Source organism: Cupriavidus taiwanensis, from assembly GCF_900250115.1.
GTDB lineage: Bacteria > Pseudomonadota > Gammaproteobacteria > Burkholderiales > Burkholderiaceae > Cupriavidus > Cupriavidus taiwanensis_B.
In genome coordinates, this window is record NZ_LT984803.1 from 1,351,297 (window position 1) to 1,367,096 (window position 15,800).

At 68.1% G+C, this 15,800-nt stretch carries 12 protein-coding genes; 8 read left to right on the plus strand and 4 right to left on the minus strand.

Going from position 1 to position 15,800, the window contains the following annotated elements:
* Positions 1 to 22 precede the first annotated feature (22 nt).
* The 4 genes from boxA to CBM2586_RS06575 all read right to left on the minus strand — a co-directional run bounded on the left by boxA (position 23) and on the right by CBM2586_RS06575 (position 5,490).
* Positions 23 to 1,267: a benzoyl-CoA 2,3-epoxidase subunit BoxA gene (gene boxA / locus CBM2586_RS06560; protein ID WP_115687062.1), complete on the minus strand. Its 1,245-nt coding sequence runs from the start codon at positions 1,265 to 1,267 to the stop codon at positions 23 to 25.
* Between the two features lie 21 nt (positions 1,268 to 1,288).
* On the minus strand, positions 1,289 to 2,713 hold the full coding sequence (gene boxB / locus CBM2586_RS06565) for a benzoyl-CoA 2,3-epoxidase subunit BoxB (RefSeq protein ID WP_115687063.1): 1,425 nt from the start codon (positions 2,711 to 2,713) through the stop codon (positions 1,289 to 1,291).
* 31 nt (positions 2,714 to 2,744) lie between these two features.
* Positions 2,745 to 4,442 (minus strand): 2,3-epoxybenzoyl-CoA dihydrolase, encoded by a 1,698-nt coding sequence (gene boxC, locus CBM2586_RS06570; RefSeq protein WP_115687064.1) that lies wholly within the window; start codon positions 4,440 to 4,442, stop codon positions 2,745 to 2,747.
* A gap of 100 nt (positions 4,443 to 4,542) precedes the next feature.
* The gene (locus CBM2586_RS06575) at positions 4,543 to 5,490 is read right to left on the minus strand and encodes a helix-turn-helix transcriptional regulator (RefSeq protein WP_115663768.1); all 948 of its coding nucleotides are present in this window, start codon (positions 5,488 to 5,490) and stop codon (positions 4,543 to 4,545) included.
* A 287-nt stretch (positions 5,491 to 5,777) separates the two neighbouring features.
* Here CBM2586_RS06575 and CBM2586_RS06580 point away from each other — a divergent pair, with 287 nt between their 5' ends.
* The 8 genes from CBM2586_RS06580 to CBM2586_RS06615 all read left to right on the plus strand — a co-directional run bounded on the left by CBM2586_RS06580 (position 5,778) and on the right by CBM2586_RS06615 (position 15,450).
* Positions 5,778 to 7,391: a benzoate-CoA ligase family protein gene (locus tag CBM2586_RS06580; protein WP_115687065.1), complete on the plus strand. Its 1,614-nt coding sequence runs from the start codon at positions 5,778 to 5,780 to the stop codon at positions 7,389 to 7,391.
* Positions 7,392 to 7,425: 34 nt separating this feature from the next.
* The gene (locus CBM2586_RS06585) at positions 7,426 to 8,241 is read left to right on the plus strand and encodes an alpha/beta fold hydrolase (protein WP_172583312.1); all 816 of its coding nucleotides are present in this window, start codon (positions 7,426 to 7,428) and stop codon (positions 8,239 to 8,241) included.
* A 120-nt stretch (positions 8,242 to 8,361) separates the two neighbouring features.
* Positions 8,362 to 9,567, plus strand: a complete 1,206-nt coding sequence (locus tag CBM2586_RS06590; protein WP_115662336.1) for an ABC transporter substrate-binding protein — start codon at positions 8,362 to 8,364, stop codon at positions 9,565 to 9,567.
* A gap of 200 nt (positions 9,568 to 9,767) precedes the next feature.
* A complete protein-coding gene (locus CBM2586_RS06595) occupies positions 9,768 to 10,634 on the plus strand; it encodes a branched-chain amino acid ABC transporter permease (protein ID WP_025582061.1) in 867 nt (288 codons plus the stop codon).
* Between the two features lies 1 nt (position 10,635).
* A complete protein-coding gene (locus tag CBM2586_RS06600) occupies positions 10,636 to 11,715 on the plus strand; it encodes a branched-chain amino acid ABC transporter permease (RefSeq protein ID WP_115662335.1) in 1,080 nt (359 codons plus the stop codon).
* Entirely contained in the window at positions 11,712 to 12,482 is a 771-nt protein-coding gene (locus CBM2586_RS06605; protein ID WP_115662334.1) for an ABC transporter ATP-binding protein, read from the plus strand. Before CBM2586_RS06600 ends, CBM2586_RS06605 begins: the two co-directional genes overlap by 4 nt.
* Positions 12,479 to 13,219, plus strand: coding sequence for an ABC transporter ATP-binding protein (locus CBM2586_RS06610; protein WP_115662333.1), 741 nt, complete (start codon positions 12,479 to 12,481; stop codon positions 13,217 to 13,219). The genes CBM2586_RS06605 and CBM2586_RS06610 overlap by 4 nt, the downstream gene beginning before the upstream one ends.
* 332 nt (positions 13,220 to 13,551) lie before the next feature.
* Positions 13,552 to 15,450 (plus strand): potassium transporter Kup, encoded by a 1,899-nt coding sequence (locus CBM2586_RS06615; protein WP_115662332.1) that lies wholly within the window; start codon positions 13,552 to 13,554, stop codon positions 15,448 to 15,450.
* Positions 15,451 to 15,800 lie beyond the last annotated feature (350 nt).

A 15,800-nucleotide genomic window follows, 5' to 3' on the forward strand; every position in this document is an offset into this window, starting at 1 on the left:
GCGCCAGGTGCGCGGGACGCGCTCAATAGGTTTCGATATGCAGCCGGCCTTCTGCCTTCATGGTGGTTTCCAGCGCCTTCCAGTTAAGACCGGCGCTGGCGCAGACCGTTTCAAATGCGGCCAGCACGCCTTCCTCCATGCCTTTCAGGCCGCAGATATAGACATGGCCGTTGGCGTCGCCGAGCAGCGCGGCGACGCTGCCCCCGGCTTCGCGGATCGCGTCCTGGACATAGCGGCGCGGCGTGGCCGGGTCGCGCGAGAAGGCGAAATGGATCTCGAGGAAATCCCGGGGCAGCTTCAGCAACGGTCCGAAGTAGGGCAGTTCGGCGGCATTGCGCGCGCCGAAGAACAGCAGCCGGCGCCCGCTGAATTGCGCCAGGTTGCGGCGCATGCGCTCGGTCATGGCGCGCATCGGTGCCGATCCCGTGCCGGTGCAGATCATCATCACGCTGGCCTCGGCGTGGTTGGGCATCAGGAAGGTCGAGCCGAACGGGCCCACCACCTGGACCGTGTCGCCCTTGGCCAGGTCGCACAGGTAGTTGGACGCCACCCCCCGCACCGGCTTGCCGTCGTGGTCCTGCTCGACCCGCTTGACCGTCAGCGCCAGGTTGTTATAGCCCGGGCGCTCGCCGTCGCGCGGGCTCGCGACCGAATACATGCGGATGTAGTGGGGCTTGCCCGCGGCATCCGTGCCCGGCGGGACGATGCCGATCGACTGGCCTTCCAGGATCGGGAAGAAGTGAGTGCCGAGATCCAGCACGATATGGTGGATGTCGCTCGAGGCATCCGCGGCGGTGAGCCGGTAGTTGCCGGCCACGGTGGCGCTCACGGGCGCGCGCACGCCGTGCAGGTTCACATAGGGATGGGCGGCCGACCACGGCGCGCGCGGCGACGTATGGCGGCTGATCTCGACCGACTGGATCGCGGCGTCGCCGGCTGCGGTCGTGCCGCCGCCGGCGGTGGCCGGCGCGGCTTCGTCCGCGCGCTCCAGGTCCGGCAACGGCAACTCGGCCGGCAACTCGTCCCACAGCAGCTGCGCCTCGATCGGATAGGCCTGGCCGCGCAGCATGGTGCGCCAGTTGTCGATGGCGCCGGTCGGGCATGGCGACAGGCAGGCGTTGCAGCCGTTGCAGACGTCGGCCCGGACCACGTAGTTGCGGTCGTCATGGGTGATGGCGTCGATCGGGCAGGTGTCTTCGCAGGTGTTGCAGCGAATGCAGATTTCCGGATCGATCAGGTGCTGCTTGATGATGTCGGGGGCGCCCATGGCAATCTGGTGGGTTCGGGTTCAGTTGAAGCGCACGTACGCGAAATCCATCGGCTGGCGGTTGATGCCCACCGCCGGCGGGGCGATCCAGTTGGCATACTTGCCGGGCTCGGTGACGCGGCCCATCAGCGAGGCGACGAAGGCGCGGTCTGCGTCGGTCGCCAGCCAGTCGCGCTCGTTGGCCTGCCATTCGGCTTCCGCTATCAGCCTGCCGTCGGGCGCGACCCTGACGTTGGCGAGCGTGCCGATCCTGCGGTTGAAGGCCTTGTGCGGCACCGTCAGCCGGAAGGCGATGCCGGCCTTCTCGATCACCTTGTTCCAGCGCGCCACGCCGCCCATGCTGTCCTTGATGTAGTCATCGCGCAGCACTTCGTTGAGCGCGTTGAGCATCGGCACCTCGCGCTCGCCGAGGCGGCCGTCGCGCACTTCGAGCACGCGGTAGACCTCGCCCTTGAGCATATGGTCGTCGGCGCGCTTGCCTTCCTCGAAGCGTCCCTTCAGGCCCGCGCTGTAGAAGGTGGCCGCGTTCGATGACTGGTCGGCGCCGAACAGGTCGATGGTGACGCTGTAATGGAAATTCAGGTAGCGCTGGATGGTCGGCAGGTCGATCACGCCGGCGGCGCGCACCTCGGCCGGGTCTTCGATGCCGCGCTCGCGCATGACCTCGCAGGTGCGCTGGATCACGCGCGCGACGCCGGATTCGCCGACGAACATGTGGTGCGCTTCCTCGGTCAGCATGAAGCGCGTGGTGCGCGCCAGCGGGTCGAAGCCGGACTCGGCCAGCGCGCACAGCTGGAACTTGCCGTCGCGGTCGGTGAAGTAGGTGAACATGAAGAACGACAGCCAGTCCGGCGTGCGCTCGTTGAAGGCGCCGAGGATGCGCGGGTTGTCCTGGTCGCCGGAGCGGCGTTCCAGCAGCGCCTCGGCTTCCTCGCGGCCGTCGCGGCCGAAGTAGCGGTGCAGCAGGTAGACCATCGCCCACAGGTGGCGGCCTTCCTCCACATTGACCTGGAACAGGTTGCGCAGGTCGTACAGGCTCGGTGCGGTCAGGCCGAGGTGGCGCTGCTGCTCGACCGAGGCGGGCTCGGTGTCGCCCTGGGTCACGATGATGCGGCGCAGGTTGGCGCGGTGCTCGCCCGGCACTTCCTGCCAGGCGGCCTCGCCCTTGTGCTCGCCGAAGTGGATGCGGCGCTCGGGATCGGCCGGCTGCAGGAAGATGCCCCAGCGGTAGTCGGGCATCCTGACATGGTCGAAATGCGCCCAGCCCGATGGATCGACCGACACCGCGGTGCGCAGGTACACCTCGAAGTCGTGCGAGCCCTCGGGCCCCATGTCGCGCCACCAGTCGAGGAAGGCCGGTTGCCAGTGTTCCAGCGCGCGTTGCAGCGCGCGGTCGTCGGACAGGTTGACGTTGTTGGGAATCTTCTGGCTGTAGTCGATGCTCACGGGCTGTCTCCTGTGTGGTCCGGCGGGCGCGCTAGACGCGGTCCCAGTCGAAGCGGGCCTTGTTGCCGCTGCCGAAGACCTTCAGCGCGCCGTTCTCGCCGACGGCGTTGGGGCGCTGGAAGATCCAGTTCTGCCAGGCGGTGAGCCGGCCGAAGATGCGGGTCTCCATGGTCTCGGCGCCGCCGAAGCGCAGGTTGGCTTCCATCCCGGTCAGCGCATCGGGCGACAGGCTGGCGCGTTCCTCCAGCGCGATGCGGATCTCGTCTTCCCAGTCGATATCGTCCGGTGCCGCGGTGATCAGGCCGAGCGAATCGGCGCTGAGCGCGTCCAGCGGCGCGCCGATGTGGTCGCGCACCGGGCCCAGCGCGGCCTCGTCGCCATAGAAGCGCGCGGCCAGCCGGGTCTGGCCGTTGGGCATGGGATAGTGGCCGAAGTTGAGCGGCGAGACGAACACGCGCGGCGCGTCGTCGGGCGCGTCGGGCAGGTGCAGCATGTAGCTGCGGTCGGCGGCCAGCGCCAGCTCCAGCAGCGTGCCGGCAAAGCAGGAATCGGGCTCGATCAGCGCGATCAGACTGCGCGACGACACGTCCAGCCGCGCCAGCGTGCGGCGCAGCATGCCCAGGGTTTCGCGCACGAACCAGTGGCCGGCGTGCGCCTGCAGCAGCGCGTCGGCCGCCATCACCGCGGCCGGGTCGCCATCGGTCTTCAGCACCCAGATGCCGATGTCGAGATGGTTGGTGCGCAGCGTCAGGATGGCGTCGTCGAGTTCGCGCGCCATCTTCAGCGGCCACCATTGCGCGCCCGCGGCGACCACGCCGGCAAGGTCGGCGGGCTGGTGCTTGTCGGGACCGAACACGGTCAGCGTGGCCTTGCGCGCGGCGGCATCGAGATGCACGCGCACGGTCTCGTAGCGATAGCCGTCCGGCTCGACGGTGCGCGACAGCGGCGTCAGCGTGATGCCGTGGTGGCCCTGCGGACGGTCGCTGGTGGCCGCCAGCGCCGCGGCGCGCTCGGCCACGTATTCGGCAAAGCGCGCCGGCTTGACCACTTCGTCGACCAGTTTCCAGTCCCTGGCGCGCTGGCCGCGCACGCCTTCGGTGGTGGTGCAGAAGATGTCGGCGTGGTCGCGGCGCACATGGCGCTTGTCGGTCACGCGCGTGAGGCCGCCGGTGCCCGGCAGCACCCCCAGCAGCGGCACCTCGGGCAGGCTCACCGCGGACGAGCGGTCGTCCACCAGCACGATCTCGTCGCACGCCAGCGCCAGCTCATAGCCGCCGCCGGCGGTAGTGCCGTTGCAGGCGGCGATGAATTTCAGCCCCGAGTGCCGGCTGGCGTCCTCGATGGCATTGCGGGTCTCGTTGGTGAACTTGCAGAAGTTGACCTTCCACGCGTGCGATGACTGCCCCAGCATGAAGATGTTGGCGCCCGAGCAGAAGATGCGCTCGCGCGCGCTGGTCAGCACCACGGTGCGGACCTCGGGATGCTCGAAGCGGATGCGCTGCAGCGCGTCGTGCAGTTCGATGTCGACACCGAGGTCGTAGGAATTGAGCTTGAGCGCATAGCCCGGGCGCAGGCCGCCTTCCTCATCGACATCCAGCGCCAGCGTGGCGATGGGGCCGTTGAAGCTCATCTTCCAGTGGCGGTACTGGTCGGGATGGCGCTCGAACGTGACCGGCGCGGGCGCGTCTGCCTGGCCAGGGTGATGCGGGGCGATTGCCGGCGTGGACATGGCTGTCTCCTGAGTGCACTATAGTGCCTTGCGGCTTTTGATGAAATATAGTGCATGGAGACGGGCGGTGCAACGTCTTTGTCGGCGCCCGCCGGGCGGCTCAGGCGCCCGCGGCCTGCAGCTGGGCGCGCAGTTGCTGCAGCGAGGTGGCGGCGTCCTGCCCGCTGGTGTCGATCGAGAGGTCGGCGCGGTCATACAGCGGCGCGCGCGCTTCGAGGATGCGGCGCAGGTCGGCCATGGCCTCGCGGTTGCCTTCCATCGGCCGCATGTCGCCCTGGGCCACCACGCGCGCCATGTGCTCTTCGGGCGAGGTGCGCACCCAGATGGTGTAGCACTGCGCCAGCAGCAGGTTGAAGGTGGCCGGTTCCGACACCAGGCTGCCAGGGGTGGCCAGCACCATGCGGTCATGTTCGCGCAGGGTCCGCTCCAGTGCACGCATTTCATAGCGGCGATAGGCGGCCTGCCCGTACAGGGAATGGATCTCGGACAGGCTGGCACCCGCTTCCTGCTCGATCACGGCATTCAGTTCGACGAAGGGCACGTCGCGCACGGCGGCGAGCGCGCGCCCCAGCGTCGACTTGCCGGCGCCGCGCAGGCCGATCAGCGCGATGCGGCGGTGGCGCGCATCGCCGGACTGCTCCGGCGCCAGGGCATGGCGGCAGGCTTCGCGCACGCGCGCGAGCTCGCCGGCCGGCAGTTGCGCCAGCCACTGCACCATCTGCGCGAACTCGGACGCCTGCTGGCCGTTGAGGCTGTCCACCTCGGCCAGCACCACCGGCAGCGGCACATCGAGCGCGCGCGCCACCTGCCGCAGCAGCAGCACCGAGGCATTGCCGGTGCCGGTTTCCAGGTTGGCCAGATAGCGTTCGGACACGGCCGCGCCGCGCGCCAGGTCCTTGCGCGACATGCCGCGCGAGGCCCGCAGCGAACGGATGCGCTCGCCCAGCTGGGTCAGGTAAGGGTCGCGTTCGGCGTTGGCGGCGGGCGCGGCGGGGGTGTCGGCCTCGGCGGCGTTCGCGGCTGGCAGCGGTGCGGAATCGCGGCGCATGGTGTCGGTCGGGGTTGGTGCGGCCAAAGGAAGGCACGGGAAAACAGCAGGGGCGCATTATACGTTCAGCGGGTCGCGCCAAGTGGTGCCGGAGGCGGCTGCCACCGCGGACCCTGTTCTATAGTGCATTCCCTTGGTTGCATAATAGTTGATGTGAAATAAAATGCATCAACAAGCGGATCCCGGCTGCGTTCCGGCCGGTCCCCATGACAGCGACTGGCCTGGCGCCGGCGCGCGCCCGCCAGACTCTGGTCGGGCCGCGGCGCGCGCCAGCGAGGAGTGCAGAGATGACGCCCCCCAACCTTGCCGCGGCCGCGGCCGGCAGCGCCGCGGCCATTGCGGCGCTGCCCACACGCTATAACGCCGCCGACGACCTGCTGTCGCGCAACCTGGCGGCCGGCCGCGGCGGCAAGACCGCTTATCGCGACGACACCGCCGCGCTGACCTACGCCGAACTCGATGACCGGGCCCGCCGCTTCGCCGGCGCACTGCGCGCGGCGGGCTTGCGCCAGGAAGAGCGCCTGTTGCTGTGCGCGCTGGATACGGTCGATTTTCCGGTGGTGTTTCTGGGCTGCCTGCTGGCGGGCGTGGTGCCGGTGGCGGTCAACACCCTGCTGACCGCGGACGACTACGCCTACATGCTGGAACACAGCGGCGCGCGCGCGGTGGTGGTGTCCGAGCCGCTGCTGCCGGTGATGCAGGCCGCGCTCGACCAGGGCGGACTGTCGCCGACCGTGATCCAGGCCGCGCCGCACGCCGGCACCGCGCCGTCCTGCAGCGTTGGCGCGATGCTGGCGCGCACGCGCGCGCCGGCGCCGACGGCCAGCACCGGGCCCGACGACATGGCGTTCTGGCTGTACTCGTCCGGCTCGACCGGACGGCCCAAGGGCACCGTGCATACCCACGCCAACCTGTTCCACACCGCCGATCTTTATGCGCGGCAAGTGCTGGGCATCCGCGAGGACGACGTGGTGTTCTCCGCCGCCAAGCTGTTCTTTGCCTATGGGCTCGGCAACGCGCTGACCTTCCCGATGTCGGTCGGCGCCACCACCGTGCTGATGGCCGAACGGCCGACGCCGGCGGCCGTGTTCAAACGCCTGCGCGAGCAGCAGCCGACGGTGTTCTGCGGCGTGCCGACGCTGTTCGCAGGCATGCTGGCCGCGCCCGAGCTGCCGCCGCGCGCCGAGATGGCCCTGCGCATATGCACCTCCGCCGGCGAGGCGCTGCCGCGCGATATCGGCGAGCGCTTCCGCGCGCATTTCGGCTGCGACATCCTGGACGGCATCGGCTCCACCGAGATGCTGCATATCTTCCTGTCGAACCGGCCCGGCGCGGTGCGCTACGGCACCACCGGCGTGCCGGTGCCCGGCTACGAAATCAGGCTGCTCGACGAGCAAGGCGAGCCGTGCGCCGCGGGCGAGATCGGCGACCTCTACATCAAGGGCCCGAGCGCCGCGCTGATGTACTGGTGCAACCGCGACAAGAGCCGCGAGACTTTTGTCGGCGCGTGGACCCGCAGCGGCGACAAGTACCTGTGCGATGCCGACGGCTACTACACCTATGCCGGGCGCAGCGACGACATGCTCAAGGTCGGCGGCATCTACGTCTCGCCGTTCGAGGTCGAGGCCGCGCTGGCGCAGCATCCGGCCGTGCTGGAAGCGGCGGTGATCGGCGTCACCGATGCCGACGAACTGGTCAAGCCCAAGGCCTTCGTGGTGCTGCGCCCCGGCCAGCAATGGCACGACGGCATGGCGGCGGAATTGCAGGCCTTTATCAAGTCGCGCCTGGCGCCGTACAAGTATCCGCGCCAGATCGAGTGCGTGGCGGAGCTGCCCAAGACCGCGACCGGCAAGATCCAGCGCTTTCGCCTGCGGCAGCGCGAGCAGGCCGCACGCGACTGATTTTTTTTAACCGATGCAAGCAGACAAGGTGTCCATGCCCAGCAGCCTGGTCGAGATCCCGTTCGACAACCGCCGTATCCAGATCGAGTACCAGTGGCTGCGCCCGGAACGCGCGCAGCGCCCGCTGGTGGTGTTCCTGCACGAGGGCCTCGGCTCGATCAGCATGTGGCGCGACTTTCCGCTGGACTTGTGCGAGGCCGGCGATTACCGCGGGCTGGTGTTTTCCCGCTACGGCTACGGCCGCTCCACGCCGCGGCCGCACGAGGAGAAGTGGCGCCCCGATTTCATGCACCGGCAGGCGCGCGAGGCGCTGCCGGCGCTGTTCGATGCGCTCGGGATCGGACCCGGGCGCGCGCATGGCATACCCTGGCTGCTCGGCCACAGCGATGGCGCTTCGATCGCGCTGATTCATGCGGCCAGCTTTCCGCGCGCGGTGGCGGGCATCACCGTGCTGGCGCCGCATATCGTGGTCGAAGACCTGTCGGTGCGCAGCATCGCGGCGACGCGCCAGGCCTACCTGGAAACCGACCTGCGCGAGCGGCTGGCGCGCCACCATGCGGATGTCGATTCCGCGTTCTGGGGCTGGAACGATATCTGGCTCGACCCTGAATTCCGCCGCTGGGACCTGCGGCCTCTGCTGTCAAGCATCCAGTGCCCGGTGCTGGCGGTGCAGGGCGAGGACGACGAGTACGGCACCATGGCGCAGATCGAGGGTATCCATCGATATGCCCCCCACACCACCTTGCTTAAACTCGCGCGATGCGGACATTCGCCCCATCGCGACCAAAAAGATCCGTTGACGCTGGCCGCGGTTCGGCATATAAACGCATATACTTCAAACCTAAAATAATTCGGCTTCCCGCCGATTGCGCAGGGGTCCCGGTGCCGGATGCGGCGGCGGCCCGTGGCAAGGGCAGGGGTGACCGGCAACGGTCCAGCGAGCCAACCGGCTTGACCACCAGGAGACAACATGCGTCGCTTCCCATCGCGCAGGCTTGCGCCTGCCTGCCTTGCCGCCGCCGCCGTCTTTGCCATGGCCGGCGCTTCCGCGCAGACCGCGGCACCCGCGGCCGGCGCCCCCGCCGGTGGCAAGATCAAGGTTGGCTTCATGCTGCCGTACACCGGCACCTACGCCGCGCTGGGCAACGCCATCGAAAACGGCTTCCGCATGTACGTGCAGCAGCAGGGCGGCAAGCTGGGCGGGCGCGAGATCGAATACTTCAAGGTCGACGACGAGTCCGATCCGGCCAAGGCGCCGGAGAATGCCACCAAGCTGGTCAAGCGCGACCAGGTCGACGTGGTGGTCGGCACCGTGCATTCCGGCGTGCAGATGGGCATCGTCAAGGTGGCCAAGGAAAACAATACCCTGCTGATCATTCCCAACGCCGGCGTCGACGAGGCCACCGGGCCGCTGTGCGGGCCCAATATCTTCCGCACCTCATTCTCGAACTGGCAGCCGGGCTATGCCATGGGCCAGGTGCTGGGCGAGCGCGGCCTGAAGAAGGTGGTGACGCTGACCTGGAAATACGCCGCCGGCGAACAGTCGGTCAAGGGCTTCAAGGAAGCGTTCGAAGCCAAGGGCGGCAAGGTGGTGAAGGAGCTGAGCCTGCCGTTCCCCAATGTCGAGTTCCAGGCGCTGATCACGGAAGTGGCGTCGCTCAAGCCCGATGCCGTGTTCGTGTTCTTTGCCGGCGGCGGCGCGGTCAAGTTCGTCAAGGACTGGGCCGCGGCCGGGCTGAAGGACAAGATCCCGCTGTATGGCTCGGGCTTCCTGACCGACGGCACGCTCGAGGCGCAGGGCAACGCCGCCCAGGGTCTGGAGACCACGCTGCATTACGCCGACGGCCTGTCCAACGCGCGCGACAAGAACTTCCGCCTGGACTACGCCAAGACCTACAAGCTGCAGCCCGACGTGTACGCGGTGCAGGGCTACGATGCCGCCCAGCTGCTGGCGGCCGGCGCGACCGCGGTGAAGGGCGACATGACGCGCAAGGCCGATCTGTACAAGGCCATGGGCGGCGCCAGGATCGACAGCCCGCGCGGGACCTTCACGCTGTCCAGGGCGCACAACCCGGTGCAGGATTTCTACCTGCGCAAGGTGGACGGGCGCGAGAACAAGGTCAGCTCCGTGGCGGTGAAGGCGCTGGCTGACCCGGCGCGCGGGTGTCGGCTGTAGGCGCTTTAACACCCGCGTGTTTGCTCCCCTCTCCCGCTTGCGGGAGAGGGGCCGGGGAGAGGGCAAGAGTCTCCACGGAGCGAAAGCCTTTGCGCACAGCCAGCGCCGGCCCTCTCCCCCAACCCCTCTCCCGCGCGCGGGAGAGGGGAGCCTGCCACCAGCATGCGTGGCGCTCTTCGGTTTCTTGATGTATTGCCCGCATGGACATCGTCTCCTTCCTCATCCAGTGCCTGAACAGCGTCCAGTACGGCCTGCTGCTGTTCCTGGTCGCCAGCGGCCTGACGCTGATCTTCGGCATCATGGGCGTAATCAACCTGGCGCACGGCAGCTTCTACATGCTGGGCGCCTACCTGGCCTTTACGCTGGCCGGCCTGACCGGCAACCTGTTCATCGCCATCCCGCTCGGCATCGTGCTGGCGGTGGCGTTCGGCTATGTGCTGGAGTGGGCCTTCTTCAGCTACCTGTACGAGCGCGACCACCTGCAGCAGGTGCTGATGACCTATGGGCTGATCCTGGTGTTCGAGGAGTTGCGCAGCATCCTGGTCGGCGATGACGTGCACGGGGTGCAGGTGCCGGCGCTGCTCGACGGCGCGCTGCCGATCGGCAACGACATGACCTACCCGGTGTACCGGCTGTTCATCTCCGCCATCTGCCTGGTGGTGGCGCTGGCGATGTACTACGTGATCCGCCGCACGCGGCTGGGCATGATGATCCGCGCCGGCGCGACCAACCGCGAGATGGTGCAGTCGCTCGGCATCAATATCACGGTGCTGTACCGCTTTGTCTTCGCGCTCGGCGTGGCGCTGGCGGTGCTGGCCGGCATGATCGCCGCGCCGGTGTCGTCGGTCTATCCGGGCATGGGCGCGCAGGTGCTGATCGTCTGTTTCGTGGTGGTGGTGATCGGCGGCATCGGCTCGGTCAAGGGCGCGCTGGTGGCGTCGTTGTTGCTGGGCTTTGTCGATACCTTCGGCAAGGTGTTCTGGCAGGAGGCGGCCGGCGTGCTGATCTACCTGCTGATGGCGGTGATCCTGCTGTGGAAGCCGCAGGGGCTGTTCAAGGCGGGATGACATGAATCCGACGACATTGCCGGCGCGCCGGCACGCTGCGCGCAACGCCACGCTGGCCACCGCGCTGGGCTGGGTGGTGGCCTTTGCGGTGCTGGCGGGGCTGCCGCTGCTGCTGACCGCGGACAGCCACAAGTTCTATATCGAGCTGCTCAGCAAGGTGATGATCATGGCGATCTTCGCGCTGTCGCTGCAGCTGCTGATCGGCTACACCGGGCTGGTCAGCCTGGGCCATGCCGCCTACTTCGCCATGGCGGCCTATGCCACCGCCATGCTGGCGCCGCAGAGCGGCCCCGGCAATGGCTGGGTGCTGCTGGCCGGGGCGCTGGCGGCGTCGGCCGCGCTGGCGCTGGTAGTGGGCGCGCTGGTGCTGCGCACGCGCGGCGTGTATTTCATCATGGTGACGCTGGCGTTCGCGCAGATGGTGTATTTCGTGTTCCACGACACCAAGGTCGCGGGTGGCAGCGACGGCACCTATATTTACTTCCGCCCGGAATTCCCCGTTCCCGGCGAGCATCTGCTGACGGTGAACGACCCCATGCACTTCTACTGGCTGGTGTGGCTGGGACTGGTGGCGACCGTGGCGGTGCTGATGCTGGTGCTGCGCTCGCGCTTCGGCCACGCGCTGGTCGGCATCCGCCACAATGAGCAGCGCATGCGCGCGGCCGGCTATGCCACCTATCGCTACCAGCTTGGCGCCTTTGTCGCGGGCGGGTTGCTGGCGGGGCTGGCGGGGTTTCTCTATGCGATCCAGTTCGGCTTCGTCAATCCGGAGATCGCGTCGTGGCACCAGTCGGGCAACGCCATGCTGATGGTGATCCTGGGCGGCGTCGGCAGCCTCGCCGGCGCGGTGCTGGGCGCGTTTTCGTTCGTGCTGCTGGCCGAGTGGTTCAGCACGCTGACCAAGCACTGGCAGCTGCTGATGGGCGGCTTCATCATTGTCGCGGTGGCGCTGCTGCCGCGCGGGCTGGTCAGCCTGCCGTCGGTGCTGCGGCACGGACGCCGGCGCCGCAGCAATGGCGATGCCGGTTCCGGCACCGACGAAGCCGCGGCGGAGCCGCGCAGCCATACGGAGGCCGCATGAACGCGCCCGCCACCACCATCCTCGAGGCGCAGCAGCTGACCCGGCGCTTCGGCGGCCTGACCGCCGTGGCCGGGGTGGACCTGACGCTGGCGCTGCACGAGATCCACGCGGTGATCGGCACCAATGGCGCCGGCAAGTCGACCCTGATCAATATGCTGTCCGGCGAATTGCCGCCGTCGTCTGGCCGGCTGCGCCTGAAGGGCGAGGACGTGACCGGCTGGTCGCAGCCGCGGCTGGCGCGCCATGGGGTGGGGCGCAGCTACCAGCGCAACAACATCTTCCTGCCGCTGACGGTGCGCGAGAATTGCCGGCTCGCGGCACAGTCGCGCGCGCAGCGCGCCTGGCGGCTGTGGGAAAGCGCCCAGGGCTGCCACACGGCGGCGACGCTGGCCGACGAGGCCATGGAGCGGGCCGGGCTGGAACAGCTGGCTGACCGGCGCGCCAGCGACCTCGCGCACGGACAGAAGCGCCAGCTCGAGGTGGCGATGTGCCTGGCGACGCAGCCGGTCGCGCTGCTGCTGGACGAGCCGCTGGCAGGCATGGGCGCGGAAGAATCGGCGCGGATGCTGGCGCTGCTGCGCGGCCTGCGCGAAGGCCACGCCATCCTGCTGGTGGAGCACGACATGGATGCGGTGTTCTCGGTCGCCGACCGCATCACCGTGATGGTCAACGGCGCCGTGATCGCCACCGGCAGCCCCGAGGCGATCCGCACCAACCACGAAGTCCAGGTCGCCTACCTGGGCGAGGAAGAGGACGAGGCCGCATGAACCTGCCCAATACCGCTGCGGCACGGCCGACGCCGATGATCGAGGCCACCGGCATCAACGCCTGGTATGGCTCCAGCCACGTGCTGCGCGACATCGACTTCACTGTCGGCGCGGGCGAGACAGTCGGACTGCTGGGGCGCAACGGCATGGGCAAGAGCACGCTGTTGCGCACGCTGCTGGGCCATGTGCGCCAGCGCCAGGGTCGCATCCTGGTGGCCGGCCGCGAGGTCTCGCGCGCGCAGCCATTCGAGGTGGCGCGCCTCGGCGTGGCCTACGTGCCCGAGGGCCGCGGCATCTTCCCCAGCCTGTCGGTGCGCGAAAACCTGCTGATGGCCGCGCGCAAGGGTTGCAATGGCCGCAGCGACTGGGACGAGGCGCGCGTGCTGGACCTGTTCCCGCGCCTGAAGGAACGCCTCTCGCATGGCGGCCAGCAGCTGTCCGGCGGCGAGCAGCAGATGCTGTCGATCGGCCGCGCGCTGATGACCAATCCCGACTGCCTGGTGCTGGACGAGGCCACCGAAGGGCTGGCGCCACGCATCGTGCGCGAGATCTGGACGGTGATCGCCACGGTGCGCGCGACCGGCATTGCGTCGGTAGTGGTCGACCGCAATTTCCGCTCGGTGCTGGCGCACGCCGACCGTGCCGTGGTGCTGGAAAAGGGCCGGGTGGTGCTGTCCGGGCCGGCCTCGGATCTGGCCGGCAAGCCGGAAGCGCTGGACCGCTATCTTGGCGTCTGAAGCGGCATCTGAATCGGCGTAGGTGACGTCTGCTGCCCATTGTTGCCCTGCCGCAACGGCCGTTGCGGGCGCAAGGTGTCTCTGTTTTGCTTCGGCGGGGCTTGACCATCCGCCACTTCCCTCCCATTCTTGCGAAGTCACGAAAGCGGCATCCCTTTTTGCCGCAGTGGTCGATAGTCGACAGTTCAACTAGAATTGCGCGCGTTTGTGCAATGCAATAAGAACCGCAACCAGCACCGGCCCCGCGCGCAGCAAGCTGTTGCGCGGGAGCGGACCGGCCCGCGGCAGAGCCACCAAACCTGCCGGCGCTCTGGTCGAGCACACCCAACCTCATGACCCAATCCACAACCAGCCATTATTTTGTCGAGAGCCCCAGCACGCGCGCCCTGGTGCTCGGCGCGGTAGGCGTCGTTTTCGGCGACATCGGCACCAGCCCGCTCTACGCCCTCAAGGAATGCTTCAGCAAGGAGCATGGCATCGCCTTCAGCCCTGATGCCGTGCTGGGCGTGATCTCCATGCTGTTCTGGGCCATGATCATCGTGGTCTCGATCAAGTACGTGGTGTTCGTGATGCGGGCCGACAACGACGGCGAAGGCGGCGTGCTGGCGCTGATGGCGCTGGTGCTGCGCACCGTGGCGCCGCGCTCGGGCAAGGCCAGGGTGCTGATGATGCTGGGCATCTTCGGCGCCTGCATGTTCTACGGCGACGCGGTGATCACGCCGGCGATCTCGGTGCTGTCGGCGGTGGAGGGCCTGGAAATCGCCGCGCCGCAGTTGTCGCAATTCGTGATACCGATCACGCTGGCGATCCTGGCGGGGCTGTTTCTGATCCAGCGCCACGGCACCGCGGCGGTGGGCAAGCTGTTCGGGCCGGTGATGACGGCGTGGTTCCTGGCGCTGGGCGCGCTGGGGGTCTACAACCTGGTGCAGGCGCCCGAGATCCTGAAGGCGGTGAATCCGTACTACGGCATTACGTTCCTGGTCGAGCACGCGCTGCAGGCGTTCATCGTGCTCGGCTCGGTGTTCCTGGTGCTGACCGGGGCCGAGGCGCTGTATGTCGACATGGGTCACTTCGGCGCGCGCCCGATCCGCATCGGCTGGTTCATCCTGGTGATGCCGTGCCTGATGCTGAACTACTTCGGCCAGGGCGCGATGCTGCTGAACAATCCGGCCGGCGCCGAGAACCCGTTCTACCTGATGGTGCCGGAGCTGCTGCTGATCCCGATGGTGCTGCTGGCCACCTGCGCCACGGTGATCGCCTCGCAAGCCGTCATCTCGGGCGCGTATTCGCTGACCAGCCAGGCGATCCAGCTGGGCTTCCTGCCGCGCATGCGGGTGCGCTATACCTCGGCGGCGGAGATCGGCCAGATTTACCTGCCGGTGGTCAACTGGCTGCTGCTGGTGCTGGTGTTCGCCGTGGTGATCTCGTTCAAGAAGTCCGAGAACCTGGCGGCGGCCTATGGCATCGCGGTGACTACGACCATGGTCATCACCACCATCCTGGCGACGGTGTGCATGCGCAACGTCTGGAAATGGAATCCGGCGCTGGTCGCGCTGCTGGGCGCGGCGTTCCTGGTGGTCGACCTGTCGTTCTTCGCCGCCAACCTGCTCAAGGTCGCCGAAGGCGGCTGGTTCCCGCTGCTGCTGGGCAGCAGCGCGTTCTTCCTGCTGATGACGTGGTACAGCGGCCGCAAGCTGCTGCGCGCGCGCAGCCTGGAAGACGGCATCCCGCTCGAGCCCTTCATCGCCGGCCTGCTGGCGCACCCGCCGCACCGGGTCGAGGGCACCGCGGTGTTCCTGACCGGCAACACCGACTCGGTGCCGGTATCGCTGCTGCACAACCTCAAGCACAACCGCGTGCTGCATGAGCGCGTGGTGTTCCTGAACTTCATCACGCGCGACGTGCCGTATGTCGACGACGACCATCGCCTGAGCTGCAAGGACCTGGGCGGCGGCGTGTTCATTTTGAAGTCCGAATATGGCTTCAAGGAAACCCCCGACGTGCAGAAGGTGCTGGACCTGGCTGATCGCAAGCTGGACATGCATTTCGAGCTGATGGAGACCTCGTTCTTCATCGCCCGCGAATCGGTGATCCCGTCCAAGCTGCCGGGCATGCCGATGTGGCGCGAAAGCCTGTTCGCGTGGATGCACCAGAACGGCGCCAAGCCGTCGGACTTCTTCCAGATCCCGGCCAACCGGGTCGTCGAACTAGGCACCAAGGTCGAAATCTGAGCGCGGCGGGGACGCGCCCGCGGCCCGCTCCGCCAGCCCCCGGGCCTGCGCCGCCAGGCGCCCCGGGGGCTTTTTCTTTGGGCACCAGGCCGGCAGCGGGGCACAGGTCCCGGAAAGCGGCCACCCGGCGGCCCGAACCGGGACCGTGGCCTCATGCGGCGGGCCTGCCCGCATCCGACAATGCGTCCCTCAGTTGTCTTAGCCCCGCGCCTTGCGGCAGTTCCCTCATCGGCGTGGCGGCATCCAGACTGCCCCAGCACACCCGGTTCCCGGAGTCCGGCGCCACGCCGCTGCCCTGATGGGAGGGCAGCCGCCCCGCGCCAGGCAATGGCTCGCACGGCACGGGCGAT

Excerpts from the sequence above, each read along its gene's own strand:
- boxA (WP_115687062.1), bottom strand. The coding sequence starts at position 1,267 with ATGGGCGCCCCCGACATCATCAAGCAGCACCTGATCGATCCGGAAATC.
- boxC (WP_115687064.1), bottom strand. The coding sequence starts at position 4,442 with ATGTCCACGCCGGCAATCGCCCCGCATCACCCTGGCCAGGCAGACGCG.
- CBM2586_RS06575 (WP_115663768.1), bottom strand. The coding sequence starts at position 5,490 with ATGCGCCGCGATTCCGCACCGCTGCCAGCCGCGAACGCCGCCGAGGCC.
- CBM2586_RS06580 (WP_115687065.1), top strand. The coding sequence starts at position 5,778 with ATGACGCCCCCCAACCTTGCCGCGGCCGCGGCCGGCAGCGCCGCGGCC.
- CBM2586_RS06585 (WP_172583312.1), top strand. The coding sequence starts at position 7,426 with ATGCCCAGCAGCCTGGTCGAGATCCCGTTCGACAACCGCCGTATCCAG.
- CBM2586_RS06590 (WP_115662336.1), top strand. The coding sequence starts at position 8,362 with ATGCGTCGCTTCCCATCGCGCAGGCTTGCGCCTGCCTGCCTTGCCGCC.
- CBM2586_RS06595 (WP_025582061.1), top strand. The coding sequence starts at position 9,768 with ATGGACATCGTCTCCTTCCTCATCCAGTGCCTGAACAGCGTCCAGTAC.
- CBM2586_RS06600 (WP_115662335.1), top strand. The coding sequence starts at position 10,636 with ATGAATCCGACGACATTGCCGGCGCGCCGGCACGCTGCGCGCAACGCC.
- CBM2586_RS06605 (WP_115662334.1), top strand. The coding sequence starts at position 11,712 with ATGAACGCGCCCGCCACCACCATCCTCGAGGCGCAGCAGCTGACCCGG.
- CBM2586_RS06610 (WP_115662333.1), top strand. The coding sequence starts at position 12,479 with ATGAACCTGCCCAATACCGCTGCGGCACGGCCGACGCCGATGATCGAG.
- CBM2586_RS06615 (WP_115662332.1), top strand. The coding sequence starts at position 13,552 with ATGACCCAATCCACAACCAGCCATTATTTTGTCGAGAGCCCCAGCACG.